Origin of the sequence: Bradyrhizobium sp. SPXBL-04, assembly GCF_051853035.1 — a bacterium.
In the GTDB taxonomy this organism is placed as follows: Bacteria; Pseudomonadota; Alphaproteobacteria; order Rhizobiales; family Xanthobacteraceae; genus Bradyrhizobium; species Bradyrhizobium zhanjiangense.
Map to the genome: position 1 here is coordinate 783094 of NZ_CP182472.1, position 22699 is coordinate 805792.

Genomic DNA, 22699 nt, shown 5'->3' on the forward strand with positions numbered 1-22699 from the left:
TAGCCAATTCATGCCGCAACGACAGTCTCGCGTGGCATCGCCGCCGCTGTGAGCAGCCGCGTCGCATCGGTGAGATGCACGAGCTTGCCGCCTGATATCACGGCGATCAGCCGCGGCCGCAGCTGCACGCTATCGTCGACCAAAAGAATGTCGGCGCGGCGTCCTTCCGCGAGGATGCCGCGATCGGTGAGGCCGGTTGCACGGGCAGGCCCGGCAGAGACCAAATCCCAGGCCTTCTCCAGCGGCAGCACGCCGTCGGCGGCGAGCCGGAATGCGGCGAGCAGCTGTGCGGGATAGTAATAGTCCGACGCCAGCACCGAGCAGAGGCCCTTGGCGATCATGTCCGACGCCCTGGTCCAGCCGGTGTGGCTGCCGCCGCGCACGACGTTCGGCGCGCCATAGACGATGGCATCGCCGTGGCTTGCTGCCGCTCGCGCAGTCTCCACGTTGATCGGAAACTCGGCAATCATCGCACCGAGCTCGCGAAACTCCTGGCGCATCGCCGGCGTCGCGTCGTCATGCGAGAGCATCCGCACCCCGGCAGCGCGGGCCGTAGCGGCGAGCCGCGACACGGAGGCTGGAACGTCGGCGGCGCGCGCCACCACACGTTCGACTAGCCGGTCAAACTCCTCGCTCGATAGCCCGGTGCGCTCCACCATCCGGTTGCGCTTGCGAGGCTTGGCCATGTCGGCAACGGTGCCGTCCATGTGGTCATTGAAGGCGAACAGGTCGACGCGGCCTTCCGCGAGCCACTGGGCGATCTCGGCCTCGGCATCGAGATTGTAGGTCTCGTGTCGCAGGTGGAAGCGGGTGTCGGCGGCGAATTGCGGACGCTGCCTCTCGATCGCCTCCATCAGGCCGCGCGCATTGTCGACGCTGCGCAGGCCCGGCTCCCACGAACAGGTCGTGGCGTGGAACACCGTTGTGATGCCGTTGCTGATCGCTTGGCGGTCGCTGTCGGCGAGCGCGACGTCGATCGGAAAATCGACGCCGGCGCGCGGCATCATCTGGCGCTCGAAGGCATCGCCATGCAGATCGACGATGCCGGGCAACACCAGCAGGTTGCGGGCGTCGATCGCCAGCCGCGCGCGGCCGCGAGAGGCATCGACCTGCGCGATATCAGTTCCGGACACGAGCAGGGAGGTTTCGACGAGCTCGGCGCCGATCAGGGCCCGGCCGCCTTCAAGGAAAATGTCTGTCACGCGACCGCGCTTCGTTTGCTGGCAGGAGAACCGGTGAAAGAGCTCGCCCGTGCTTCGTATGTCGCGAGGAAATCTTCAATCCCGAGCCTGCGGAAATCGGGCAGCGCTTCACGCAATTTGTCGTGATCCCAGTCCCACCAGGCGAGCTTGGCGAGCCGTCCGGCGATCTCCTCCGAGAACCGTCGCCGCACGATGCGCGCCGGGTTGCCGGCGACGATGGTGTAGGCCGGCACGTCCTTGGTGACGATCGCGCCGGCCGCGATCACCGCGCCGGTGCCGATGTTGCGGCCCGGCAGCACGATCGCGCCATGGCCGATCCAGACGTCGTGACCGATATGGACGTGATGCTGGCGCCGCCAGTCGAAGAACTCGGTGTCGTCGCTCTCGCCTTCGAAGTAGGCGCTCGACCGATAGGTGAAGTGCGCCTGGGTCGCGCGGTGCATCGGATGATTGCCCGGATTGATCCGTGTCATCGCCGCGATCGAGCAGAATTTTCCGATGGTCGTGTAGGTGATCTGGGCGTCGTCGACGACATAGGAGTAATCGCCCATCGTCACTTCATGCAGGATCGTGCGCGCGCCGACCTCGGTGTAGGCGCCGAGCCTGGCCTCGTGCAGCTTGGCCGAGGGATCGATGGTCGGCTGAATCGAAAGAGCTTTGGCGGCCATGTCGTATCCGAAGCGCGAGGGCGGGGCGTTCCTCTTCGAGCGGCTTGATGACAATGTCATGACGCGGCGATGACAGGGGATGACGTGTGTTGGATCGCCGCACCGCAACGCGGATGTCACACAAGTGTTAAGCGCCGGCGTTAGCGGTGGGCTCCAGTTAATCTGGAGCGCTGCATGCTGGTGGTGGAAGGTCTGACGTGTCGCTTCGGTGCAAAAGCCGCGGTGGACGACGCTTCGTTTCAAGTCTCCCCCGGCGGCTTCGTCGGTGTGATCGGACGGTCCGGCGCCGGCAAGTCGACCCTGTTGCGGACCATCAACCGGCTGGTGACGCCGACTGAGGGGCGCATCCTGTTCGACGGCGTCGACGTCACCGCGCTGCGCGGCAAGGAGTTGCGGCAGTGGCGGGCGCGTTCGGCGATGATCTTCCAGCAATTCAACCTGGTCGGCCGGCTCGATGTTCTCACCAACGTCCTGATGGGGCGCCTCGCAACGATGCCGGCCTGGCGCTCGCTGTCGCAGCTCTGGCCCGAGCAGGACAAGGCTCTGGCGATGTCCGCGCTGGAGCAGTTCGACATCGCTGCGCTCGCCGCCCAGCGCGCCGACCAGCTCTCGGGCGGCCAGCAGCAACGTGTCGCGATCGCCCGCGCGCTGGTGCAGCAGCCCGATATCATCCTCGCCGACGAGCCGATCGCCTCGCTCGATCCGCGCAACACCAAGATCGTGATGGATGCGCTGCTGCGCATCAACAAGCATTTCGGCATTACGGTGCTCTGCAATCTGCATTCACTCGATCTGGCGCGCAGCTATTGCGACCGCCTGATCGGCATGGCCGCGGGCCGCGTGGTGTTCGACGGCGCGCCGTCCGCGCTGACCGATCGCGTGGCGCGCGAGCTCTACGATCTCGAAGCCGCCGACGTCATGGGCGGCATGCCCGTCCCGGCGCCCGAGGGCGTTCCGGCGCTCGGGACGGCCGCGGCGGCCTGAGCCTAGCCTGTTTAGTTCAAGTCTTTGCGTCAACCGACCCCAACCGATGAAGAGGGTATCATGATCACTCGCAGATTGATCCTTGCCGGCGCCGCCGCGCTCGCGTTCACGACTTCCGCCTCCGCGGACGACTGGAAAACCAAATATCCCGAATTGACCTTCGCGGTCGTGCCGGCGGAGAACGCCTCCGGCGTCACCGAGCGCTGGGCGCCGTTCATGACCTATCTCTCCAAGGAATTGGGCGTGAAGGTCACGCTGCGCATCGCCAACGACTACGCCGCCGTCATCGAAGGCCAGCGCGCCGGCAACATCCATATCGCCAGCTACGGCTCGGCCTCGTTCGCGCGCGCACGTTTGACCGGCGTCAAGACCGATGCCTTCGCTAACGACATCAACGCCGACGGTTCGACCGGCTACTACTCCGTGTTCTTCGTCAAGGCGAGCAGCGCCTACAAGAAGGTCGATGACCTCAAGGGCAAGAATCTCGGCCTCGTCGATCCGAACTCGACTTCCGGAAACAATGTGCCGCGCTTCGAGCTCGACAAGATGGGCATCCACGATGCCGACAGCTATTTCAGCAAGGTCGTCTTCACCGGCAGCCACGAGAACGCGATGCTGGCGCTGGCGCAGGGCACGGTCGACGTTGCCGCCAACCAGTGGACCAGCGATGACGATTCGACGCTGGCGCAGATGCTGACCAAGGGCATGCTGAAGAGTGCCGATGGCTCGGCGATGAAAAAGGACGATTTCCGCATCATCCACAAGTCGGCGCCGATCATCAACGGCCCCTACGCCTACAACTCGGATCTCCCGGAAGATGCCAAGGCCGCCATCGCCAAGGCGTTCTTCGACGCTCCGAGCAAGGACAAGGCGGCATTCGACCGTCTCTCCGACGGCCAGAAGAAGGGTTTTCATCCCGCCACCACCAAGGACTGGGATGGCACGATCGAGCTGATCAAGTTCGTCGATGCGCTGCGTAAGAAGAAGGCGTCCTGATCTCAGGACGAGCTACTCGAGCCGGGTCGACGGACCCGGCTCTTTCTCTTTTTACAGGCCATTCTCTCTTACAGGCCACTCTCCCTGACAAGATGACCGCCGCGGTTTCGATCCTCCCCGAGCAGCAGCTTGCCGTGCTCAACGCCGCCTATCGCCAGGCGGTCGCGCGCAGGCGATGGCGTCTGCTGGTGGGAGCCGGTATCTTTGCCGCAGCGCTGGTTCTCGCCGCGATCGGCGCCGAAGTGAATTTGCGCACGCTGTTCACCTATTTCGGCAACTTCATCAGCTATTTCGACCGCGTCCTCACACTCGACAGCGGCCAGCGGGTCTGGACCGATGTCGGCGAGTGGCTGTGGGGCTGGCGCAAATGGCTGAGGATGCTGGGCGAGACCCTGCTGATCTCCTATGTCGGCACGCTGATTGGCGCGACCTTCGCCTTTGCCCTGAATTTCTTCGCGGCGGAGAATACCTCGCCCGCGCCCTGGCTGCGCTTTGTCGTGCGTCGCCTGCTCGAATTCGCCCGCACCGTTCCCGGCATCGTATTCGCGCTGGTGTTCGTCATCGCCTTCGGACTCGGACCCATGGCCGGCGTGCTCGCGATCGCGATCCATTCCACCGGCGCGCTCGGCAAGCTGTTCTCGGAGATCGTCGAGAATGCCGACATGAAGCCGGTCGAGGGAATCCGCTCGACCGGCGCGAGCTGGCTCTCCTGCATGCGCTTCGCCGTCGTGCCGCAGGTCACCGCGGGTTATGCCAGCTACGCGCTGTTGCGCTTCGAGATCAACGTCCGCGAAGCCTCTGTGATGGGTTTTGTCGGCGCCGGCGGCATCGGCCAGGAACTCGTGGTCGCTATCCGCAAGTTCTATTACTCCGACGTCAGCGCGATCCTGCTCACCATCATCGTCACCGTCTTCATCATCGACATCGCCACCGGCTGGCTGCGCGGCCGCCTGTTCGGCAAGGAGGCGCGGACGTGACGAAGCCGCAGCAGGTCGACACGCGAGAGATCCGTGCGCGCTACCCCGATGTATTCGACCGGCCGGCCTCGGCGCGGCTTGCAACGCCCGCGATGATCGTCGCGGCGTTTGCGATCCTCACTTACGGCCTGGTCGATCTCGACTTCTCGCCGTCGCGGTTCCTCGCCGGTCTCAGCCAGCTCGGCTGGATCAGCCTGATGATGATCCCGCCCGATCCCGGCTCCTCGCTGCCGGTCTATCTGAAAGCGCTGGGCGAGACGCTGTCGATCGCGCTGCTGGGCACGACGCTCGCCGCCCTGTTCGCGCTGCCGGTCAGCCTGCTGGCCGCGCGCAACGTGGTGCCGTCAATCATCCTGCGCTTCCCGGTTCGCCGCTTCCTCGATTCGATCCGCGGCGTCGACACGCTGATCTGGGCGCTGGTGTGGATCAATGTGGTCGGGCTCGGCCCGTTCGCCGGCGTGCTCGCCATCGCCGTGTCGGATTTCGGTGCCTTCGGCAAACTGTTCTCGGAGGCGATCGAGGGCGCCGACCAGAGGCAGGTCGAAGGCATCCGCGCCTCCGGCGGCAGCACGCTGCACGAGATCCGCTTTGGCCTGCTGCCGCAGGTGCTGCCCGTGATCGCCGGCCAGGTGCTCTACTTCATCGAATCCAACACGCGCTCGGCCACCATCATCGGCATCGTCGGTGCCGGCGGCATCGGCCTCCAGCTCGCCGAGCAGATCCGCGTGCTGGAATGGCAGAAGGTGTCGTTCCTGATCCTGATGATTTTGATTGCGGTTGCTGCGATCGATTTCATCTCGGGCAAGCTGCGCTTTGCGATTATCGGGCGAAGGGCTGTCGCTTAATCACCGCTGCCGTAGGGTGGGCAAAGCGAAGCGTGCCCACCGCTTCTCGCGAATCTTGGAAAGATGGTGGGCACGGCGCAAGTGCGCCTTTGCCCACCCTACGGCTCCGGTTTCGCGGAGAGAGCTCCGCTGCTACGACTCCACCAGAAACTCCACCCGCTCCGCCGCGAACCGCGAATGCTTCGTCACCAGCGGCTTGCCGTCAAGAGCGTGGTCGGTCGCATCGACCACCAAGATCGGACGTCCCAGCGCAAGATCGAGCCGGGCGGCGTCGGTCGCGTCGACGATGCCGGCGGTGATCCGGGTCGCGCCGCGGCGGTAGTCGCGAATGCCGTAGTGCTCGAGCAACTTCGTCATCGAGCGCGTCGTGGCGAACACGGCGCCTGCGCCCGGAAACAATTCCGCCGACAGCCAGGTGGTAGAGACGCAGATCGGCGTGCGGTCGGCGAGGCGGATCGCCTCGATCCGCACCAGCGGCGCACCGGTCTTCAAACCCAGTTCGCGCGCCAGCTCCCGGGTCGCGACGTCATCGGAAGCTTCGATCAGTTGGCCACGCGGCTCGCGGCCGCCGGCGCCGACGATCTCGGAGAAGCGCGTGCGCGAGCGCAGCGGATAGGCGAGCTTCTGCGCCTCGACATAGGTCCCGCTGCCGCGCTCGGCGCGCACGAGGCCGCGCTCGGCAAGCGCGGCCAGCGCGCGCCGCACGGTGTGGCGATTCACGCGGTAGGTTTCGGCGATCTCCATCTCGCCCGGTAATTTGTCGCCGGCGGCAAAGCGGCCGTCGGCGATGCCGCGCTCGATGCCGTCGGCGACGAGGCGCCACAGCGCGACGCCCGACGATGCAGTGTCTTGCATGCTCATATCGCCGGTCAGCCTAGCCCAGAAATCACGCCTTTGTCACGAAACAGTCATGGCGCTCCACTATGGAGTTGTCTAGTATCATAGACAACTTAGAATCGGCAAGATCGGTGAACCGGTGACCCAACACAACAATCAGCAAGCCCAGCGCAAGGCCGCGATGGCCGTGCTGGCGCACGCGGAGGCGGGCGAGATCGCCGCTCGCCTCCGCAACTTAGCCCTGCCGGCCCATCAGGATCTGCGCGAAGGCGAAAACGGTCTGGTCATGCTGCGCGGCCGGGTCGGCGGCGACGGTGCGCCGTTCAACCTCGGCGAAGCCACGGTGTCGCGCGCGGCGGTCCGGCTTGCCAGCGGCGAGGTCGGCTTCGGCTACACCCTTGGCCGCGATGGTGAGAAGGCGCGGCTGATCGCGCTGTGCGACGCGCTGGTGCAGTCCTGCGATTTCGACGCAGCCGTCGAGCGCGACGTGATCGCGCCGTTGCGCGAGCAGCTTATGACGAGGCGCCAGCAGGTGGCGGCGAAGACTGCCGCAACCAAGGTTGATTTCTACACCATGGTGCGCGGTGAGGGGTGAGGTCATGACCACGATTGCGGAACTGCCGCCGGGGTTCGCCGATAAGGTGTTGTCGGCGCAATCGACCTTCCGCTCGGTGATGGACGCGATGGCGCGGCCGGGCTCGGTCCAGCGTATCGTGCCGACAGCCGGAACGCCCCATACGATGATGCGCGGCACCGCCGCGATCGCGCTGACGCTGTTCGATCACGACACGCCACTCTGGCTCGATGCGTGCATGGCGCAAAATTCCGACGTGGTGAAGTGGCTCAGGTTCCACACCGGCGCGCCGGTGGTGCAGGACACCTCGATTGCGAGCTTCGCGCTGATCGGCGATGGCGCACTGCTTCCGCCGTTCGAGCGCTTCGCGCTGGGCACCAACGAATATCCGGATCGTTCGACCACACTGATCCTGCAGGTCGAGAGTCTGGGCTCGGGACGCGGCTTCGAGCTGCGCGGGCCCGGCATTGACGGCGTCGCCACGCTCCAGGCGTCGGTCAAGCCGTTCGACCTGTTCGAACGCCTGCGGTTCAACGAGGCGCTGTTTCCGCGCGGCCTCGATGTGGTGCTGGTCGCCGATGATGCCGTGGTTGCGATTCCGCGCACCACGCGCGTCGCGAACAAGGGAAGCTGAAGCATGTATGTCGCAGTCAAAGGCGGCGAACGCGCCATCGAGAACGCTCATCGCCTGCTCGCCAATGCGCGGCGCGGCGACCAAAGCGTTCCGGAAGTCACGCTCGACCAGATCTCGGAGCAGCTCGGCCTCGCCGTCGACCGCGTCATGAGCGAAGGCTCGCTCTACGACCGCGAGCTCGCGGCGCTTGCGATCAAGCAGGCGCGCGGCGATCTGATCGAGGCGATCTTCCTGGTCCGCGCCTTCCGTGCCACGCTGCCGCGTTTCGGCGCGAGCGAGCCGGTTGACACCGGCGCCATGCGCGTGCAGCGGCGGGTGTCCTCGACCTTCAAGGACATTCCGGGCGGCCAGATCCTCGGGCCGACCTTCGATTATACCCACCGCCTGCTCGATCCCTCGCTCGCCGAAGGCTTTGTACCGGAAGCACCGGCGATAGCCGAAGCCTCGACCGCGGCGACGCCGCGCGTGACGGATATTCTCGGCCGTGACGGACTGATCGAATCTTCGCCACAGGCCGAGGACGGCGCCGGCGTCGGCGATCTCACCCGCGAGCCGCTGAATTTTCCGGCGGACCGCGACCTGCGCCTGCAAAATCTGGCGCGTGGCGACGAAGGCTTTCTGCTGGCGATGGGCTATTCCACCCAACGCGGCTATGGCCGCAACCATCCCTTCGCAGGCGAGATCCGCTTCGGTGAGGTCGAGGTCGAATTCTTCGCTGAAGACGTCGGCTTCGCCGTGCCGCTCGGCTCGATCGAGCTCACGGAGTGCCAGATGGTCAACCAGTTCAAGGGATCGGCGACGGAAGCGCCGTGCTTCACCCGTGGCTATGGCCTCGCCTTCGGCCAGAGCGAGCGCAAGACCATGTCGATGGCGCTGGTCGACCGCGCACTGCGTGCCCGCGAACTTGGCGAAGAGGCGCTCGCCCCGGCGCAAGATGAAGAATTCGTGCTGTCGCATTCGGACAATGTCCAGGCGACCGGCTTCGTCGAGCATCTCAAGCTGCCGCACTATGTCGACTTCCAGTCCGAGCTCGGCCTGCTCCGCAAGCTGCGCCAAGAATTTGCCGAGGCCAATGCTGAGCCCATGAAGGAGGCCGCGGAATGAACGCGCCCGCCTACAACTTCGCCTATCTCGACGAGCAGACCAAGCGGATGATCCGCCGTGCGATCCTCAAGGCGATCGCGATCCCCGGCTATCAGGTGCCGTTCGCCAGCCGCGAAATGCCGATGCCCTATGGCTGGGGCACCGGCGGCGTGCAGGTCACCGCCGCGATCCTCGGTCCCGAGGACGTGCTGAAGGTGATCGATCAGGGTTCCGACGACACCACCAACGCGATCTCGATCCGCAAGTTCTTCGCCAAGACCGCGGGCGTCGCCACGACGACGGCGACGATTGATGCGACCGTGATCCAGACCCGTCACCGCATCCCGGAGACGGCGCTGAATGAAAACCAGGTGCTGGTCTATCAGGTACCAATCCCGGAGCCGCTGCGCTTCCTCGAGCCGCGCGAGACCGAGACGCGGCGCATGCATGCGCTCGCCGAATATGGCCTGATGCATGTGAAGCTCTATGAGGACATCGCCCGCTTCGGCCATATCGCGACCGCCTATGCCTATCCGGTGAAGGTGAACGCGCGCTATGTGATGGATCCCTCGCCGACGCCGAAATTCGACAATCCCAAGATGGACAATTGCCCGGCGCTGCAATTGTTCGGCGCCGGTCGCGAGAAGCGCATCTATGCGATCCCGCCCTATACGCAGGTGGTATCGCTCGATTTCGAGGACCACCCGTTCGAGCCTTACCGCTTCAACGCGCCCTGCGCGCTGTGTGGCGCCGAAAATTCCTATCTCGACGAGATCGTCACGGACGACAAGGGCGGACGCATGTTCGTCTGCTCGGATACCGATTATTGCGAGGGACGGCAGGCCGCCGGCCATCACGGCAGCCTGAGCGCCGCGCCGTACAAGGAGAAGGCGGGCTCACATGGTTGACCAAGACATGGCTGATCTCGATACGCTCGAAAACGACCAGCCGTTGTTGGTTGCGGAGTCGCTCAGCAAGTCCTTCGGCCGCATCGCCGCCTGCCGCGACGTTTCCTTCGCGCTCTACCCCGGCGAAGTGCTGGCGATCGTCGGCGAGTCCGGCTCGGGCAAGTCGACGCTGCTGCAAATGCTGTCGGGCCAGCTCGCGCCGAGCGCCGGCCAGGTCTCCTACCGGATGCGCGACGGCGTCACTCGCGATCTCACCACGCTGGGCGAAGCCGAGCGGCGATTCCTGTTCCGCACCGACTGGGGCTATGTGCACCAGGATCCCGCGCAGGGCCTGCGCATGGCGGTCTCGGCCGGCGCCAATGTCGGCGAGCGGCTGATGGCGGTCGGGTGGGATCATTACGGCCGCATCCGCGACACCGCGTCGGACTGGCTGACGCGGGTCGAGATCGACGTCGCCCGCATCGACGATGCGCCGCGCACTTATTCCGGCGGCATGCGCCAGCGCCTCCAGATCGCGCGCAACCTCGTCACCGAGCCGCGGCTGGTGTTCATGGACGAGCCGACCGGCGGCCTCGACGTCTCCGTGCAGGCCCGCCTGCTCGACCTTCTGCGCAGCCTGGTCGCCGAGCTGCACCTCGCCGTCATCATCGTGACCCACGATCTTGCGGTGGCGCGGCTGTTGTCGCACCGCGTGATGGTGATGAAGGGCGGCCGCGTTATCGAGACCGGTCTCACCGACCAGGTGCTCGACGATCCCCGTGAGCCCTATACCCAACTCCTCGTCTCCTCGATTCTCCCGCCATGAGCTTTTCGATGACCGCAATGATCGACGTTGCCGATGCCCAAAAGACCTTTACGATGCACCTGCAAGGCGGGATCGAGCTGCCTGTCGTGCGCGGCGTGACCTTCCACGTCAATCCGGGCGAGTGCGTTGTGCTGTCAGGGCCATCAGGCGCCGGCAAATCGTCGATCCTGAAGATGATTTTTGGCAATTACCGGTGCGACTCCGGCCGCATCGGCATCCGCCATCGCGGCGCGCTGATCGATCTCGCCAGTGCCGAGCCGCGGCAAGTGCTCAACGTTCGCCGTTCCAGCATCGGCTATGTCAGCCAGTTCCTGCGGGCGGTGCCGCGGGTTGCCACTATCGACGTCGTGGCCGAGCCGCTGATCGTGAACGGCGTGGCCAGATCCGATGCACAGCAGCGCGCAGGCAGCCTGCTGCATCGCCTCAACATCCCCGAGCGGCTCTGGCAGCTTCCGCCTGCGACCTTTTCCGGCGGCGAGCAGCAGCGCGTCAACATCGCGCGCGGCTTCATCTCGGATTTGCCGATCCTGCTGCTGGACGAGCCGACCGCCTCGCTCGATGCCGCCAACCGCGCCGTCGTGGTCGAGCTGGTCACTGAAAAGAAGCGCCAGGGTGTCGCCATGGTCGCCATTGTCCATGACGACGAAATACGTCATCTGATTGCCGACCGCATCGTCGATGTCACCAGCTTCGCCGCCGCGGCCTGAAGGGAATGGATATGAACGCCAAGGACACCGTCATCGCCAACGGCAGGATCGTGCTGGCCGACCAGGTGATCGAACAGGGCTGGCTTGCTCTCGCGGGCGGACGCATCGCCGAGATCGGCGAGGGCAGGGCGCCCGCCGGCGCCGAGGATGCCGGCGGCGACCTCATCATGCCCGGCCTGATCGAGCTTCACACCGACCATCTGGAAGCCCACTATGTGCCGCGGCCAAAAGTGTTCTGGAATCCGGTCGCCGCCGTCATCTCCTATGACGGCCAGCTCGCCACATCAGGCATCACCACGGTGTTCGATTCGCTCCGGGTCTGGCGCGAGGAAGGCGCGGAGGAAGTCGACGGCCGCGCCGGCGTGCTCGCCGCAGCAATCACGACCGCGCGCGATGCCAGCCTGTTGCGTGCCGATCACTTCCTGCATCTGCGCTGCGAAATCCCGATGCCGAGCGTGGTCGAGGAGGCCAAGGAGCTGATCGACCGTCCCGACGTCAAGCTGATGTCGCTGATGGATCACACGCCTGGCCAGCGCCAGTTTCGCGACGAGGTCAAGCTGCGCGACTATTATCGCGGCAAGGGCGGCGGCAAGACCGACGCCGAGCTCGACGAGCTGTTCGCAAAGCGCTTCGAGTACCAGAAGCAATATGCCGCGACCAACATGCGCGAGATCGTGGCGCTGGCGCATCAGTACAAGATTGCGCTGGCGAGCCATGACGACACCACCGAGGAGAACGTCGCGGACGCCGTGCGCGACGGCGTCGCCGTGGCGGAATTTCCCACCACGCTGGAGGCCGCGCGCGGCCTGCACCAGGCCGGCATCGACATCCTGATGGGCGCGCCTAACGTCGTGCGCGGCGGCTCGCACTCCGGCAACATCGCCGCGGTCGATCTCGCGCGTGAAGGCCTGCTCGATATCCTGTCGTCGGATTACATCCCGTCGAGCCTGCTGATGGGTGCGCTGCAGCTGCCCGAGCATGTGCCTGCGATCGATCTGCCGTCGGCGATCCGCACCGTGACCAAGGCGCCTGCCGATGCGGTTGGACTCACCGATCGCGGCGAGGTCGCGATCGGCAAGCGCGCCGACCTGATCCGCGTGCATGTTGCCGGCAGCGTTCCCGTCGTCCGCAGCGTCTGGCGCGAAGGGAGCCGTGTCGCATGAGCGAAACCGCGGCCATGGCGCAGGGCTTGGCAGGCGGGACTGGTCCCGGGCGGCTGGTGCTCGTGGTTGGTCCCAGCGGCGCCGGTAAGGATACGCTGCTGCGCTTGGCGCAGGCAGCGTGTAGTGAGGATCACGATATCGTCTTTCCACGCCGCGTCGTGACGCGGGAATCCTCCGGTCACGAAGACAATGTCGCGCTCGGCCCTGACGAATTCCGCCGCGCGCAGCAGCATGGCGATTTCGCCGTACACTGGGAGGCACACGGACATTCCTACGCGCTGCCGCTCGAGATCAACGACGATATCCGTGCCGGACGCACGGTGGTCGTCAACGTCTCGCGCACGGTGATCGGCGCGTTGCGCCAAACCTATGCCAATGTCGTGGTGGTCGCGATCACGGCGCCGCCGGACGTGCTGGCGCAACGGCTTGCCGCGCGGGCGCGACATAGCGACGGCAACATCGCGGAACGGCTGTCGCGCAGCGTCGATCATGCGCAGGCGCAGGCCGATGTCACCATCCTCAACGCCGGCAGCGCGGACTATCATGGCCGTCAGCTCCTGCGGGTGATCAGGAACGAAGGCTGGCAGGAATAACCAGCGCAACCAGGAGAGTGGAATGTCGGTGATCGAAACGGTCGAACAGCTGGAGGCCATCTATGGCGTCACCAACGATGCCTCGACCGTCAAAGTCGCCGACCATGTCACGCCGCTCTACCGCATCTACATCGAAAAGGCGCCGTTCGCGGCGCTCGCCACCATTGGACCGGAGGGTATCGACTGCTCGCCGCGCGGCGACCTGCCCGGCTTCGTCCGCATCCATGACCCCAAGACGCTGATGCTGCCGGACCGGCGCGGCAACAACCGGGTCGATTCCCTGCGCAACATCGTGCGCGATCCCCGGGTGTCGCTGATGTTCTTGATTCCCGGCTCCGGCAATGCGGTTCGTGCCAACGGCCGCGCCCATCTCTCGATTGATCCCGAGCTGCTGGCCTCGTTCAAGGTCGAAGGCAAGGCACCGCGCAGCGTCATGGTGATGAGCGTGGACGAGATCTATTTCCAGTGCGCCCGCGCCATCGTCCGCTCCGATCTCTGGAATCCAGACAAGCGCGTCGATCCGAAAACCCTGCCGACGCCCGGCCAGATCCTGGCCGAGATGAGCGAGAACAAGGTCGGCGGCGACGAATACGATCGCGCCTGGCCCGCGCGCGCCGCCGCGACGATGTGGTGAGTCTCCGTTCTCTCTCGTCTCCCTCGCCCCGCTCTTGTGGGGAGAGGGCGGGGTGAGGGGCTCGCTCCGCGTATGAGATCGTCGATAAGACCTGTACCCCCTCACCCGGATTGCATCTTCGATGCAATCCGACCTCTCCCCGCAAGTGGGGCGAGGTGAAGAGGGCGCCCCCTAATTAAACGCCATGCCGCCGCTCAGCGCGATGGTCTGCCCGGTCATGTAGGCGTTGTCGACCAGCAGCATCACCGCCTTCGCCACCTCATCCGCGGTGCCGAAGCGGCCGAGCGGAATGCGGCTGACGAGCTGTTGCTGGCCGCTCATCATGTCGGTCTCGATCAATGACGGCGCCACCGCATTGACCGTGATGCCGTCCTTCACGAGGCGCGCCGCATACCCTCGCGTCAGGCCTTCCAGACCGGCCTTGGACGCATTGTAATGCGGCCCGATGGCGCCGGCACCGCGCGCAGCGCCCGAGGAGATGTTGACGATGCGCCCCCACTTCCTCGCGCGCATCGACGGCAGCACTGCCTGCGTGCACAGGAAGACGGATTTCAGATTGACCAGGATGGTGCGGTCGAAATCGTCTTCGGTGAGATCATCGACGCCGCGCGTGATGGCGATGCCGGCATTGTTGACGAGGATGTCGATCGGCCCGAGCCCACCAGTGACACGCTCGACCATTGCGGCTACGGCCTCGCGCTGCGAGACGTCGGCGGCGATCACGATCGCGCGGCCGCCCTGCTTGCCGATCTCACCTGCGAGCTGCTCGGCCTGGCCGATCTGCTCGCGGCAGTTGATCGCCACCGCGGCGCCTGCTTCAGCTAACGCGCGACATACGGCGGCGCCAATTCCGCGCGAGCCGCCGGTGACGAGCGCCGTGCGCCCCTTCAGATCATCCGCCATCTCCGGATCTCCCAAATCGTCTGCTTTGCGGTTGCTGGGAGCGTATCATGCCGGCCGCGCGCGGGTGTTGAACTCATCGCGAGATGAATCCGCCTGCCAGCGCTTTCTGCGGGAGAAGCGCCCCGGCGTGCCGCTATCAAATATGGATAGCCATTTCATTGACCAATCGCGGCAATCGCTCGATATTCGCAGCATCGAAACTGCTCCTTGAGCCGAAGCTGCGATATGAGAACCGATCACCAGCGAAATCCAGGCGACATGCACGCTTGCATGACGCGTCGCTGTTTCTCGGCGGCCACCGGCGCCTGTTGTTGTTGCTGACCGACTCCTAGCAGCATCCCGCAAATCTCAAGACAGGAACGCCGAAAACTCGGCGAACGAGCAGTCATGTCCCAAACCCAGTCGAACGCCTACATCATCGAGATCCAAGACCGCGCCGCCGGGATCATCACCAGACACGCGCGTGGCTTCCGCTTCTTCTCCTCGGAGCGCCTGTTCGACAGTCTCGAAGGCCGTCAGTTTCGTTCGGCGCGCGAGGCCGAGCGCGCCGCCCACGCGGTGCTCTCCGAGCGGAGCCGGCGTCTGAGCTGATCAGCGCCGGCGCGTCCTGGTGCGTGCCGCCTTCTTGGCGGCAGCGGAGCGGGCCTTGGCGCCCTTGGTGCGGCTCGCTTTCCGCGCGGCGGCCGAACGCGACGCCGCGGTTCGCCCGCTCGCGGCGCGCTTGGCCTGCTTCGACAGCGCGCTGCGCGACGCTGTGGAGCGCGGCTCCTTCTTCAGGACGTTCTCGACGGCGCGCGATACGCGCGGTCGGCGCTTCGGGGTGCGTTTGCCCTGACCGGCCTCATAGGCATATTTGGCGCTGCGGCGCGTCGACTTCTTGGTACGCCCCTTGCGCGGCGGCGGCAGATCGACGCCGGCGCGGCGCGCCTCGGACAGGCCGATGGCGATGGCTTGCTTTGTCGACCGCGCGCCATGCTTGCCTTTCCTGATCTTGTCGATTTCGTCCTTGACGAATTCGCCGGCCTGCGTGCTTGCCGATTTGCCGGCGCGCTTGTCCTGCTTGGCTTTGCGGATGATTTCCTGTCTTGGCATGGGTCGAGTTCCCTTTGAAATCACAGGGATGCAACGCGCAAGGCCGCCGATTGATCCTTTTTCAGTTCCTCAGCGCCGCCAGCAATTCATCCGGACGCTCGGCCATGATCATGTGTCCTGCGCCCGGCACGATGACGGTCTTCGCCTGCGGGATCGCCGCCGCCAGCGCCTTGCCGGCTTTCGCCGGAGTCATCATGTCCCGCTCGCCGAGAATGAGCGTGGTCGGCACCTTCACGCTCGCGGCGGCTTGAAGAGCATTCGCATAGGCATTGCAGGCCGACAGATCCCTGAACAGCACGCCCGGCTCGCAATGCTTCAACACGGCCTGTGCGCCGCCATGCATCCAAAGGCCCGGCGCCAGGCTGCCGCCGAGCTCGGCCTTGAAGCCGAGGCCCCAGATCGAGACCATGTCGACGGCATCCTGGTCGTTGGCTTCGGCGGCCCTGAGCAGATCCGGGCCGACCGTCATGGTCGCGGCGGTGCCGATCAGGCTCAGCGCGGAGACCTTGTCCGGATGCCGCGCCGCCGCCTCCAGCGAGATCAGCGAACCCATGGAATGGCCGATCAGGTGCGCCTTCGCGGCTTCTGCCGCATCCAGCAGCGCCGCCGTCCAGTCGGCCATCTCGGCGATGGTCGACAGCGACGGCCCGGCCGAGCGGCCGTGGCCGGGCAGGTCAGGCGCCAGCACCGAAAAGCCGTGATGGGCGAACCAGCGCGTGTGCAGCGCCCAGGTCGAATGGTCGAAGCCGGCGCCGTGGATGAAGACGACCGCTGGCAGCGACTTGTCGAAGTCGCGGCCGCCGGTTGCGACAAACACATCAGTGCCGTTGACGGAGAGCTTCATGGCGTCAGACCTTTTGCGAGATGCGCAGCGCTTGATTGAGATCGTCGATGATGTCGCTTGCCGTCTCGATGCCGACCGAGAGCCGCACCAGCTCCTCGCCGATGCCGGCGGCCTTGAGCTGTTCGGCGTCCATCTGCTGATGCGTGGTCGAGGCGGGGTGGATCACCAAGGTCTTGGCGTCGCCGACATTGGCGAGATGGCTGATCATGCGCAGGGATTCGATGAACTTGCGCCCGGCGGGCCGCCCGCCCTTGATGCCGAAGGAGACGATGGAGCCGGCGCCGCGCGGCAGCAGCGTCTTTGCAAGCTGATAGTCCGGGTGGTCCTCCAGCGAGGGATGCAGCACCCAGTCGACCGCCTTGCTGGCCTTCAGCGCGTCCAGCACGAGGTGCGTGTTCTGCATATGCCGGTCCATGCGCACGCCGAGCGTCTCCACGCCCTGCAATAGCTGGAACGCGTTGGTCGGAGACAGGCAGGCGCCGAAATCGCGCAGGCCCTCGGTGCGCGCGCGCATGATGAAGGCGGCGGTGCCGAACTGCTCGTCGAAGACGATGCCATGATAGCCGCCATAGGGCTCGGTCAGCACGCCGAACTTGCCCGAGCCTCGCCAGTCGAAGCGGCCGCCGTCGACGATGGCGCCGCCGATCGCGATGCCGTGGCCGCCGATCCACTTGGTCGCCGAATGCATGACGATGTCGGCCCCGAGTTCGATGGGGCGGCTGAGATAGGGCGTCGCGAAGGTGTTGTCGATCAGCAGCGGAATTTTCGCATCATGTGCGATCGCCGCGACCTCAGGGATGTCGAGCACTTCCAGCCCGGGATTGCCGATGGTCTCGCCGATCACCAGCCTCGTGTTCGGCTTGATCGCAGCGCGGAACGCGTCGAGATCGCGCGGCTTGACGAAGGTGGTGGTGATGCCGAAGCGTGGCAGCGTGTGTGCCAGCAGGTTGATGGTGCCGCCATAGAGCGAGCTCGACGCCACGATGTGGTCGCCGGCGTTCAAAAGCGTCGCGATGGCCAGATGCAGCGCGGCCATGCCGCTGGCGGTGCAGATCGCGCCGACGCCGCCTTCGAGCGCCGCCAGCCGCTCCTCCAGCACGCCGGTGGTCGGATTGGAGATGCGGGTGTAGATGTGGCCGGCGCGCTCCAGGTTGAACAGCGCGGCGGCATGGTCGGAATCCTGGAACACGTAGGACGTGGTCTGGTAGATCGGCACGGCGCGGGCGCCGGTTACGGGATCCGGATGCTGGCCCGCATGCAGGCTCAGGGTCTCGAAGGCAGGCGGTTTCGGCGCGGGCATGCGTGGCCTCGTTGGTCGATCGGCGGAGGCGGCTCTTGTGCCACAAAACGAAGCGCGGCGTCAGCCCATTGACAGTGATGGTTGCCTGCATGCAGCGACGACACGTGATGCGAGCCGCGGCGCGACGGCATTGCGCTCCCTCGCCCCGTTCTTACGGGGAGAGGGTTGGGGTGAGGGGCTGCTTCCGCATTCACGGTGGCAGTTGAATTCGCGGAGACTCGCCCTCACCCGCCGCGCTTCGCGCGTCGGCCTCTCCCCGCAGGCGGGGAGAGGCGAAGTCGCGCCGCCGGCGCCTTAGCCGCGAATGGCCTGCTCGATGATCCCAGTCTCGCGCAGCAAAATCTCCGCGACCTCCTGCTCGCGGCGGGGACCGAGCCTCGTCCGCACGGCGGAGACCGTCATCGCAGCAGCCGGCTGTCCGTCCGGGCTCTTGATCCAGGTCGAGATCGATTTCGTGCCCTGCACGAGGCCAATCTCCCGCATGTAGTAGCCGCGCCGCCGCGCCGTGGTGATCTCGCCCATCACGGTTGCGACGTCGGTCTGGTAGGCCTCGAACCTCTTCTCGTTGGCCGCGACGATTTTCCGCGCGTCCTGCGCCGGCATCGCGGCGAGGATGGCGACGCCGGCGCTAGAGACGCCGAGCGGCCGGCGCGCGCCGACCTCGATCGACAGCACCTGAATCGGATAGACGCCGATCCTGCGATCGACGCACAGCGTGTCGTTGCCGGTCCGCACCGTCAGGAACAGTGTGTCGCCGATTTCAGCGGAGGCGCGCCGCAGCGATGCATTGGCGGCGACCAGCAGCCGTGACGGCCGCGGCCGCGCGAGCGCCAGCTCCGGCACCTGGTTGCCGATCGCATAGCGGCCGGTCCGCTCGTGTCGCTCGACGATGCCTTCCTCGATCAGCACGTGGACGATGCGATGCACGGTCGGGCGGGTGAGCCCGGTTGCACGGATCACCTCGGCCAATGGCACACCGTCTTCGCGGCCTGCGGCCAGAATGCGCAGCACTGCGAGGGCGCGCCGGATTGCCTGCGCGCCCTGTCGCGGTTCCCCGACGTTGCGGGCGAATCTGGTTCTGTCCATAATATGGACAAGAACGCCACAATTCACTCGACAGGACAAGCGCGCATCTGGAGATTTCGCTCCGATTGAGATGCTTTTCGAATTGCCATGCGCAACGTCGCGGCATCCGAAGTGAGTTGAAGCGCCGCCGGGAGGTTAACATGAGATTAATCTGGATTGCCATCGCTGCTGCAGTCGCGATGCTGGCAGGCCCCGCATCAAGCCAGGAATGGCCGGCGCGCAACGTCAAGCTGATCGTGCCCTATCCGGCCGGCGGCAATGTCGACAGCGCGGCGCGCATCATCGCCGACAAGCTCCAGGAAAAGCTCGGCCAGCCCTTCATCATCGAGAACAAGGCCGGCGCCGGCGGCATGATCGCGGGCGAAGCCTTCGCGAAATCCGCGCCCGACGGCTACACGCTGTTCGTCGGCGCCAATGGCCCGGTGCTGTTCGCGACCGAGATCAACAAGCGCGAGGCCTATAATTGGAAAAAGGACTTCCTGCCGATCTCGACCATTTCGATGACGCCGCTGGTGCTCGAGGTGCATCCGTCCGTGCAGGCCACGACGTTCAAGGAATTCATCGATCTCGCCAAGCGCGAGCCCGGCAAGCTGACCATGGCCTCGCCCGGTCCCGGCACCACCAATCACCTGCTCAGCGAGCTGATGCAATCCAATCTCGAGCTGCAATGGGTCACCGCGCACTATCGCGGCAATGCGCCTGCGATCAACGATCTGCTCGGCGGCCAGGTGCAGTTTGCATTCGACCAGCTCACGGTCAGCCTCCAGCACATCAAGGCCGGCCTGTTCCGCGCGCTCGCCGTCACCAGCCCGCACCGCCTGAAGTCGCTGCCTGACGTCCCGACCTTTGCCGAGCTCGGCTACAAGGACTTTGACGGCCAGACCTTCACCGGCCTGTTCGCCCCTGCGGGCACGCCGGCGCCCATCGTCGACAAGCTGCACGAGACGCTGGTCGCGATCCTCAAGGATCCGGCCGTGGTCGACAAGTTCGAGAAGCTCGGTGGGGAGGCGACGACGATGACGCCTGACGAGTTCAAGGCCTATCTCGCGCGCGAGGACGCCAAGTGGATTCCGGTGGTGCGCAAGGCCAACATCAGGGCGGATTGATCAATGCGAATCGATCCCACCGAGCTCGGCGCCGAGCGCATCTACCGCCTGATGACCGGCATCGTGGTGCCGCGCCCGATCGCCTGGGTGACGAGCCTGTCGCGCTCCGGTGTGCTCAACCTCGCGCCGTTCAGCGCCTTCACCTTCGTCTCGCAGAAGCCGCCGATGCTCGCCATCAGCGTCGGCCGCAAGGGTGCCGATTACAAGGACACCGCGCACAACATCCTCGATACCGAGGAATATGTGATCCACATCGCCGATACCCCGCTGATGTCCGCGGTGCACGACAGCTCGATCGAGCATCCACCTGAAATCAGCGAGGTCGAGCATCTCGGGCTCGAAACGCTGCCCTGCGAGCTCATCAAGGTGCGTCGGCTCGCCGCCGCGCCGGTTGCGATGGAATGCCGCTTTCGACAGTGCCTGGAATTCGGCGAGGCCCGCAGCCGGCTCATCGTCGGCGAGGTCGTCATGTTCCACATTCGCGACGGCCTCGTGAAGGACGGCAAGGTCGAGACAAAGGCGCTCGATCCGATCGCGCGCATCGGCGGGCCGCGCTACGCCCGCCTCGGCGAGATCGTGACGCTGAACACCGTCTTCCAGACTCCCAAATCGACCGACTGAGCGCGCTGCCCTCGGCCGCGCCCGCGACATCATTGGAGAACGACGATGCGACTCGTAAGCTATCTCGTGGACGGAGAGCCGCGCTACGGTGCGGCCGTCGAAGGCGGCGTCGTCGATCTGACCAAGCGGATCGGCCGTGATTTCTCCGACGTGAAGGCGCTGATCGCTGCCAACGCGCTTGCCGATGCGCAGGAGGCGGTCGCCGGGCAAAAGCCAGACTACGCGCTGGGAAAACTGGTCCTGCTTCCGCCGGTGCTGGCGCCGGAAAAGCTCTGGTGCATCGGCGTCAACTACGCCGAGCGCAACGCCGAATACAAGGACAATTCGGACCTGCCCAAATATCCCAGCCTGTTCGTGCGCAGCATGTCCTCGATATCAGGCTCCGGCCAGCCGATCGAGAAGCCCAAGATTTCGGACCAGCTCGACTATGAAGGCGAGCTGGTCATCGTGATCGGGCAGGGCGGCCGTCACATCCCGCGCGAGAAGGCCTGGGGCCACATCTTCGGCATGACCCTGTGCAACGAGGGCACGATCCGCGACTGGCTGCGCCACGGCAAGTTCAACGTCACGCAAGGCAAGAATTTCGACCGCTCCGGCAGCATCGGCCCGTGGATCGTCACCGCCGACGAGCTCGACCCGCGCGGGCCACACGACATCATCACGCGCGTCAACGGCGAGGTGCGGCAGCAGGACACGACCGAGCGGCTGATGTTCCCGTTTGATTTCCTGATCTCCTATCTCTCGACCTTTGCCACATTGAAGCCTGGCGACATGATCGTGACCGGCACGCCGACCGGGGCGGGCGCCCGCTTCGATCCGCCGCGCTGGCTCAAGGTGGGCGACGTCGTCGAGGTCGAGTCGAGCCGCATCGGCGTGCTGCGCAACACCGTCGTCGCGGAGCAATAGATCATGCTGGATGCTGCGACGATCGAACGCCTCGCCGCGCGGCTCGATGAAGCCGAGCGCACCAAGGCGCTGATCCCGATGTTCACGAAAGAATATCCGGACTTCAGCATCGAGAATGCCTACGCGGTCCAGCGCGCCTGGACCAAGCTCCAGCTCGGCCGCGGCCGCGTCATCAAGGGTCACAAGATCGGCCTGACCTCGAAGGCGATGCAGAACGCGGTCGGCATCAATGAGCCCGATTACGGAGTGCTGTTCGCCGACATGTTCTATGCCGACGCCACGCCGATTCCGTTCGACCGCTTCCACGCGCCGCGCATCGAGGTCGAGCTCGCCTTCGTGTTGAAGGCCCCGCTGCGCGGGCCCGATTGCACCATCTTCGACGTGCTCAACGCCACCGACTATGTGACGCCAGCGCTCGAGATCCTGGAGACGCGCATGCACCGCGTCGATCCCGAGACCGGCAAGACCCGCAAGGTGATGGATACGATCTCGGACAATGCGGCCAACGCGGCGCTGGTGCTCGGCGGCCGGCCGTTCCGCCCTCTCGATGCGGATCTGCGCTGGATCGGCGCGCTCCTGTTCCGCAACGGCGAGGTCGAGGAAACCGGGCTCGCCGCCGGCGTGCTCAATCATCCCGCAAACGGCATCGCCTGGCTCGCCAACCGCCTCGCGCCGCATGACGAACATCTCGCCGCCGGCGAGGTGGTGCTGGCGGGATCGTTCACGCGTCCCGTCGACATCCGCCGCGGCGACACCTTCCATGCCGATTACGGCACCTTCGGCTCGGTGTCGTGCCAGTTCGTCTGAACCAACAACAAGCAGGGAGCGCATCATGAGTGATCACACGCGGCGCAAGAGCATCCACATCGGCGGCTTCAAGCATGCCAACCCGATTCCGAATGCCTGCCGCATCGGCAATCTCGTGATGTCGGGTGTCATCCTCGGCCGCGATGCGGCTGGCGTCATGCCCGAGAGCCTCGATGCGCAATGCGCCAATATGTTCGCGCACATGAAGGCGACGGTGGAGGCCGCCGGCGGCACCACGGACGACATCATCAAGATGACGGTATGGCTGAAGGACCGCACGCAGCGCGGTCCTGTCAATGTCGAGTGGCTGAAAATGTTTCCGGACGAGCATTCGCGCCCGGCGCGCCACGCGCTGCCGATGGACAACATGGACGGCGGCGCGCTGGTGCAGTGCGACTTCACCGCCGTGATCGACTGAAGGAGT

The 22699-nt window shown here is 65.5% G+C and carries 27 protein-coding genes; 19 read left to right on the forward strand and 8 right to left on the reverse strand.

Annotated elements, in window-relative coordinates; all coding sequences use genetic code 11:
• Positions 1 to 8: 8 nt before the first annotated feature.
• The gene (locus ACNJX8_RS03555; protein WP_439359645.1) at positions 9 to 1202 is read right to left on the reverse strand and encodes an alpha-D-ribose 1-methylphosphonate 5-triphosphate diphosphatase; all 1194 of its coding nucleotides are present in this window, start codon (positions 1200 to 1202) and stop codon (positions 9 to 11) included.
• Positions 1199 to 1870: a chloramphenicol acetyltransferase gene (locus ACNJX8_RS03560; protein WP_439359646.1), complete on the reverse strand. Its 672-nt coding sequence runs from the start codon at positions 1868 to 1870 to the stop codon at positions 1199 to 1201. Before ACNJX8_RS03560 ends, ACNJX8_RS03555 begins: the two co-directional genes overlap by 4 nt.
• 174 nt (positions 1871 to 2044) lie before the next feature.
• Between ACNJX8_RS03560 and phnC the strand changes: the two genes are divergently transcribed.
• From phnC to phnE (ACNJX8_RS03580), 4 genes are all read left to right on the forward strand, one after another.
• The gene (gene phnC / locus ACNJX8_RS03565) at positions 2045 to 2854 is read left to right on the forward strand and encodes a phosphonate ABC transporter ATP-binding protein (protein WP_128947232.1); all 810 of its coding nucleotides are present in this window, start codon (positions 2045 to 2047) and stop codon (positions 2852 to 2854) included.
• 60 nt (positions 2855 to 2914) lie between these two features.
• Positions 2915 to 3850 (forward strand): phosphonate ABC transporter substrate-binding protein, encoded by a 936-nt coding sequence (phnD, locus tag ACNJX8_RS03570; RefSeq protein ID WP_439359647.1) that lies wholly within the window; start codon positions 2915 to 2917, stop codon positions 3848 to 3850.
• A 92-nt stretch (positions 3851 to 3942) separates the two neighbouring features.
• Positions 3943 to 4827 (forward strand): phosphonate ABC transporter, permease protein PhnE, encoded by an 885-nt coding sequence (gene phnE, locus ACNJX8_RS03575; protein ID WP_439359648.1) that lies wholly within the window; start codon positions 3943 to 3945, stop codon positions 4825 to 4827.
• Positions 4824 to 5672, forward strand: a complete 849-nt coding sequence (phnE, locus tag ACNJX8_RS03580) for a phosphonate ABC transporter, permease protein PhnE (protein WP_439359649.1) — start codon at positions 4824 to 4826, stop codon at positions 5670 to 5672. Before phnE (ACNJX8_RS03575) ends, phnE (ACNJX8_RS03580) begins: the two co-directional genes overlap by 4 nt.
• Before the next feature lie 132 nt (positions 5673 to 5804).
• On the opposite strand, the gene phnF is transcribed toward phnE (ACNJX8_RS03580), so the two are convergent.
• Positions 5805 to 6533 (reverse strand): phosphonate metabolism transcriptional regulator PhnF, encoded by a 729-nt coding sequence (gene phnF / locus ACNJX8_RS03585; protein ID WP_128931091.1) that lies wholly within the window; start codon positions 6531 to 6533, stop codon positions 5805 to 5807.
• A gap of 157 nt (positions 6534 to 6690) precedes the next feature.
• On the opposite strand from phnF, the gene phnG reads away from it, so the two are divergent.
• The 9 genes from phnG to ACNJX8_RS03630 are packed head-to-tail and all read left to right on the forward strand — an operon-like array spanning position 6691 to position 13610.
• Complete coding sequence (phnG, locus tag ACNJX8_RS03590; RefSeq protein ID WP_439361800.1) at positions 6691 to 7104, forward strand: phosphonate C-P lyase system protein PhnG; 414 nt, start codon at positions 6691 to 6693, stop codon at positions 7102 to 7104.
• Positions 7105 to 7108: 4 nt separating this feature from the next.
• Positions 7109 to 7717, forward strand: a complete 609-nt coding sequence (gene phnH, locus ACNJX8_RS03595) for a phosphonate C-P lyase system protein PhnH (protein WP_439359650.1) — start codon at positions 7109 to 7111, stop codon at positions 7715 to 7717.
• Positions 7718 to 7720: 3 nt separating this feature from the next.
• Entirely contained in the window at positions 7721 to 8821 is a 1101-nt protein-coding gene (locus ACNJX8_RS03600; RefSeq protein WP_439359651.1) for a carbon-phosphorus lyase complex subunit PhnI, read from the forward strand.
• Entirely contained in the window at positions 8818 to 9708 is an 891-nt protein-coding gene (locus ACNJX8_RS03605; RefSeq protein WP_439359652.1) for an alpha-D-ribose 1-methylphosphonate 5-phosphate C-P-lyase PhnJ, read from the forward strand. Before ACNJX8_RS03600 ends, ACNJX8_RS03605 begins: the two co-directional genes overlap by 4 nt.
• Positions 9709 to 9715: 7 nt before the next feature.
• Positions 9716 to 10513 (forward strand): phosphonate C-P lyase system protein PhnK, encoded by a 798-nt coding sequence (phnK, locus tag ACNJX8_RS03610; protein ID WP_439361801.1) that lies wholly within the window; start codon positions 9716 to 9718, stop codon positions 10511 to 10513.
• A gap of 8 nt (positions 10514 to 10521) precedes the next feature.
• Positions 10522 to 11220, forward strand: a complete 699-nt coding sequence (gene phnL / locus ACNJX8_RS03615; protein ID WP_249759257.1) for a phosphonate C-P lyase system protein PhnL — start codon at positions 10522 to 10524, stop codon at positions 11218 to 11220.
• Between the two features lie 5 nt (positions 11221 to 11225).
• The gene (locus ACNJX8_RS03620; RefSeq protein WP_439359653.1) at positions 11226 to 12383 is read left to right on the forward strand and encodes an alpha-D-ribose 1-methylphosphonate 5-triphosphate diphosphatase; all 1158 of its coding nucleotides are present in this window, start codon (positions 11226 to 11228) and stop codon (positions 12381 to 12383) included.
• On the forward strand, positions 12380 to 12976 hold the full coding sequence (gene phnN, locus ACNJX8_RS03625; RefSeq protein ID WP_249759259.1) for a phosphonate metabolism protein/1,5-bisphosphokinase (PRPP-forming) PhnN: 597 nt from the start codon (positions 12380 to 12382) through the stop codon (positions 12974 to 12976). Before ACNJX8_RS03620 ends, phnN begins: the two co-directional genes overlap by 4 nt.
• A gap of 22 nt (positions 12977 to 12998) precedes the next feature.
• A complete protein-coding gene (locus ACNJX8_RS03630; RefSeq protein WP_128931098.1) occupies positions 12999 to 13610 on the forward strand; it encodes a pyridoxamine 5'-phosphate oxidase family protein in 612 nt (203 codons plus the stop codon).
• A gap of 171 nt (positions 13611 to 13781) precedes the next feature.
• Here the strand turns inward: ACNJX8_RS03630 and ACNJX8_RS03635 are convergent, their stop codons facing one another.
• The gene (locus ACNJX8_RS03635; protein WP_439359654.1) at positions 13782 to 14513 is read right to left on the reverse strand and encodes an SDR family NAD(P)-dependent oxidoreductase; all 732 of its coding nucleotides are present in this window, start codon (positions 14511 to 14513) and stop codon (positions 13782 to 13784) included.
• 387 nt (positions 14514 to 14900) lie between these two features.
• On the opposite strand from ACNJX8_RS03635, the gene ACNJX8_RS03640 reads away from it, so the two are divergent.
• Complete coding sequence (locus ACNJX8_RS03640; RefSeq protein ID WP_439359655.1) at positions 14901 to 15104, forward strand: hypothetical protein; 204 nt, start codon at positions 14901 to 14903, stop codon at positions 15102 to 15104.
• Here ACNJX8_RS03640 and ACNJX8_RS03645 read toward each other — a convergent pair whose 3' ends face one another.
• The 4 genes from ACNJX8_RS03645 to ACNJX8_RS03660 all read right to left on the reverse strand — a co-directional run bounded on the left by ACNJX8_RS03645 (position 15105) and on the right by ACNJX8_RS03660 (position 18835).
• Positions 15105 to 15605: a DUF6496 domain-containing protein gene (locus ACNJX8_RS03645; RefSeq protein WP_128931101.1), complete on the reverse strand. Its 501-nt coding sequence runs from the start codon at positions 15603 to 15605 to the stop codon at positions 15105 to 15107.
• A 61-nt stretch (positions 15606 to 15666) separates the two neighbouring features.
• Positions 15667 to 16449: an alpha/beta fold hydrolase gene (locus tag ACNJX8_RS03650; protein WP_128931102.1), complete on the reverse strand. Its 783-nt coding sequence runs from the start codon at positions 16447 to 16449 to the stop codon at positions 15667 to 15669.
• A gap of 4 nt (positions 16450 to 16453) precedes the next feature.
• Positions 16454 to 17749 (reverse strand): O-acetylhomoserine aminocarboxypropyltransferase, encoded by a 1296-nt coding sequence (locus ACNJX8_RS03655; protein ID WP_439359656.1) that lies wholly within the window; start codon positions 17747 to 17749, stop codon positions 16454 to 16456.
• A gap of 294 nt (positions 17750 to 18043) precedes the next feature.
• On the reverse strand, positions 18044 to 18835 hold the full coding sequence (locus ACNJX8_RS03660; protein ID WP_439359657.1) for an IclR family transcriptional regulator: 792 nt from the start codon (positions 18833 to 18835) through the stop codon (positions 18044 to 18046).
• A 140-nt stretch (positions 18836 to 18975) separates the two neighbouring features.
• Here ACNJX8_RS03660 and ACNJX8_RS03665 point away from each other — a divergent pair, with 140 nt between their 5' ends.
• Genes ACNJX8_RS03665 through ACNJX8_RS03685 form a run of 5 tightly spaced genes read left to right on the forward strand, consistent with a single transcriptional unit; the run spans position 18976 to position 22693 of the window.
• Positions 18976 to 19941 carry a Bug family tripartite tricarboxylate transporter substrate binding protein gene (locus ACNJX8_RS03665; RefSeq protein ID WP_439359658.1) on the forward strand — a complete coding sequence of 322 codons (966 nt, stop codon included), beginning with the start codon at positions 18976 to 18978 and terminating at the stop codon, positions 19939 to 19941.
• A 3-nt stretch (positions 19942 to 19944) separates the two neighbouring features.
• Positions 19945 to 20562, forward strand: coding sequence for a flavin reductase family protein (locus ACNJX8_RS03670; RefSeq protein WP_128931105.1), 618 nt, complete (start codon positions 19945 to 19947; stop codon positions 20560 to 20562).
• 45 nt (positions 20563 to 20607) lie between these two features.
• Complete coding sequence (locus ACNJX8_RS03675) at positions 20608 to 21468, forward strand: fumarylacetoacetate hydrolase family protein (RefSeq protein ID WP_439359659.1); 861 nt, start codon at positions 20608 to 20610, stop codon at positions 21466 to 21468.
• Between the two features lie 3 nt (positions 21469 to 21471).
• Positions 21472 to 22275: a 2-oxo-hept-4-ene-1,7-dioate hydratase gene (hpaH, locus tag ACNJX8_RS03680; protein WP_439359660.1), complete on the forward strand. Its 804-nt coding sequence runs from the start codon at positions 21472 to 21474 to the stop codon at positions 22273 to 22275.
• A gap of 25 nt (positions 22276 to 22300) precedes the next feature.
• Complete coding sequence (locus tag ACNJX8_RS03685) at positions 22301 to 22693, forward strand: RidA family protein (protein WP_128947218.1); 393 nt, start codon at positions 22301 to 22303, stop codon at positions 22691 to 22693.
• The last annotated feature ends 6 nt before the right edge of the window (positions 22694 to 22699 follow it).

What these genes read in the sequence shown, in the direction of transcription:
- ACNJX8_RS03600 (WP_439359651.1), top strand. Translation starts at nt 7,721, where the DNA reads ATGTATGTCGCAGTCAAAGGCGGCGAACGCGCCATCGAGAACGCTCAT.
- ACNJX8_RS03650 (WP_128931102.1), bottom strand. Translation starts at nt 16,449, where the DNA reads ATGAAGCTCTCCGTCAACGGCACTGATGTGTTTGTCGCAACCGGCGGC.
- ACNJX8_RS03630 (WP_128931098.1), top strand. Translation starts at nt 12,999, where the DNA reads ATGTCGGTGATCGAAACGGTCGAACAGCTGGAGGCCATCTATGGCGTC.
- phnC (WP_128947232.1), top strand. Translation starts at nt 2,045, where the DNA reads ATGCTGGTGGTGGAAGGTCTGACGTGTCGCTTCGGTGCAAAAGCCGCG.
- ACNJX8_RS03685 (WP_128947218.1), top strand. Translation starts at nt 22,301, where the DNA reads ATGAGTGATCACACGCGGCGCAAGAGCATCCACATCGGCGGCTTCAAG.
- ACNJX8_RS03665 (WP_439359658.1), top strand. Translation starts at nt 18,976, where the DNA reads ATGAGATTAATCTGGATTGCCATCGCTGCTGCAGTCGCGATGCTGGCA.
- ACNJX8_RS03560 (WP_439359646.1), bottom strand. Translation starts at nt 1,870, where the DNA reads ATGGCCGCCAAAGCTCTTTCGATTCAGCCGACCATCGATCCCTCGGCC.
- phnD (WP_439359647.1), top strand. Translation starts at nt 2,915, where the DNA reads ATGATCACTCGCAGATTGATCCTTGCCGGCGCCGCCGCGCTCGCGTTC.
- ACNJX8_RS03655 (WP_439359656.1), bottom strand. Translation starts at nt 17,749, where the DNA reads ATGCCCGCGCCGAAACCGCCTGCCTTCGAGACCCTGAGCCTGCATGCG.
- ACNJX8_RS03645 (WP_128931101.1), bottom strand. Translation starts at nt 15,605, where the DNA reads ATGCCAAGACAGGAAATCATCCGCAAAGCCAAGCAGGACAAGCGCGCC.
- ACNJX8_RS03605 (WP_439359652.1), top strand. Translation starts at nt 8,818, where the DNA reads ATGAACGCGCCCGCCTACAACTTCGCCTATCTCGACGAGCAGACCAAG.
- ACNJX8_RS03635 (WP_439359654.1), bottom strand. Translation starts at nt 14,513, where the DNA reads ATGGCGGATGATCTGAAGGGGCGCACGGCGCTCGTCACCGGCGGCTCG.
- ACNJX8_RS03675 (WP_439359659.1), top strand. Translation starts at nt 20,608, where the DNA reads ATGCGACTCGTAAGCTATCTCGTGGACGGAGAGCCGCGCTACGGTGCG.
- ACNJX8_RS03620 (WP_439359653.1), top strand. Translation starts at nt 11,226, where the DNA reads ATGGATATGAACGCCAAGGACACCGTCATCGCCAACGGCAGGATCGTG.
- ACNJX8_RS03670 (WP_128931105.1), top strand. Translation starts at nt 19,945, where the DNA reads ATGCGAATCGATCCCACCGAGCTCGGCGCCGAGCGCATCTACCGCCTG.
- phnL (WP_249759257.1), top strand. Translation starts at nt 10,522, where the DNA reads ATGACCGCAATGATCGACGTTGCCGATGCCCAAAAGACCTTTACGATG.
- phnG (WP_439361800.1), top strand. Translation starts at nt 6,691, where the DNA reads ATGGCCGTGCTGGCGCACGCGGAGGCGGGCGAGATCGCCGCTCGCCTC.
- phnK (WP_439361801.1), top strand. Translation starts at nt 9,716, where the DNA reads ATGGCTGATCTCGATACGCTCGAAAACGACCAGCCGTTGTTGGTTGCG.
- phnN (WP_249759259.1), top strand. Translation starts at nt 12,380, where the DNA reads ATGAGCGAAACCGCGGCCATGGCGCAGGGCTTGGCAGGCGGGACTGGT.
- ACNJX8_RS03640 (WP_439359655.1), top strand. Translation starts at nt 14,901, where the DNA reads ATGTCCCAAACCCAGTCGAACGCCTACATCATCGAGATCCAAGACCGC.
- phnH (WP_439359650.1), top strand. Translation starts at nt 7,109, where the DNA reads ATGACCACGATTGCGGAACTGCCGCCGGGGTTCGCCGATAAGGTGTTG.
- ACNJX8_RS03660 (WP_439359657.1), bottom strand. Translation starts at nt 18,835, where the DNA reads ATGGACAGAACCAGATTCGCCCGCAACGTCGGGGAACCGCGACAGGGC.
- phnF (WP_128931091.1), bottom strand. Translation starts at nt 6,533, where the DNA reads ATGAGCATGCAAGACACTGCATCGTCGGGCGTCGCGCTGTGGCGCCTC.
- hpaH (WP_439359660.1), top strand. Translation starts at nt 21,472, where the DNA reads ATGCTGGATGCTGCGACGATCGAACGCCTCGCCGCGCGGCTCGATGAA.
- phnE (WP_439359648.1), top strand. Translation starts at nt 3,943, where the DNA reads ATGACCGCCGCGGTTTCGATCCTCCCCGAGCAGCAGCTTGCCGTGCTC.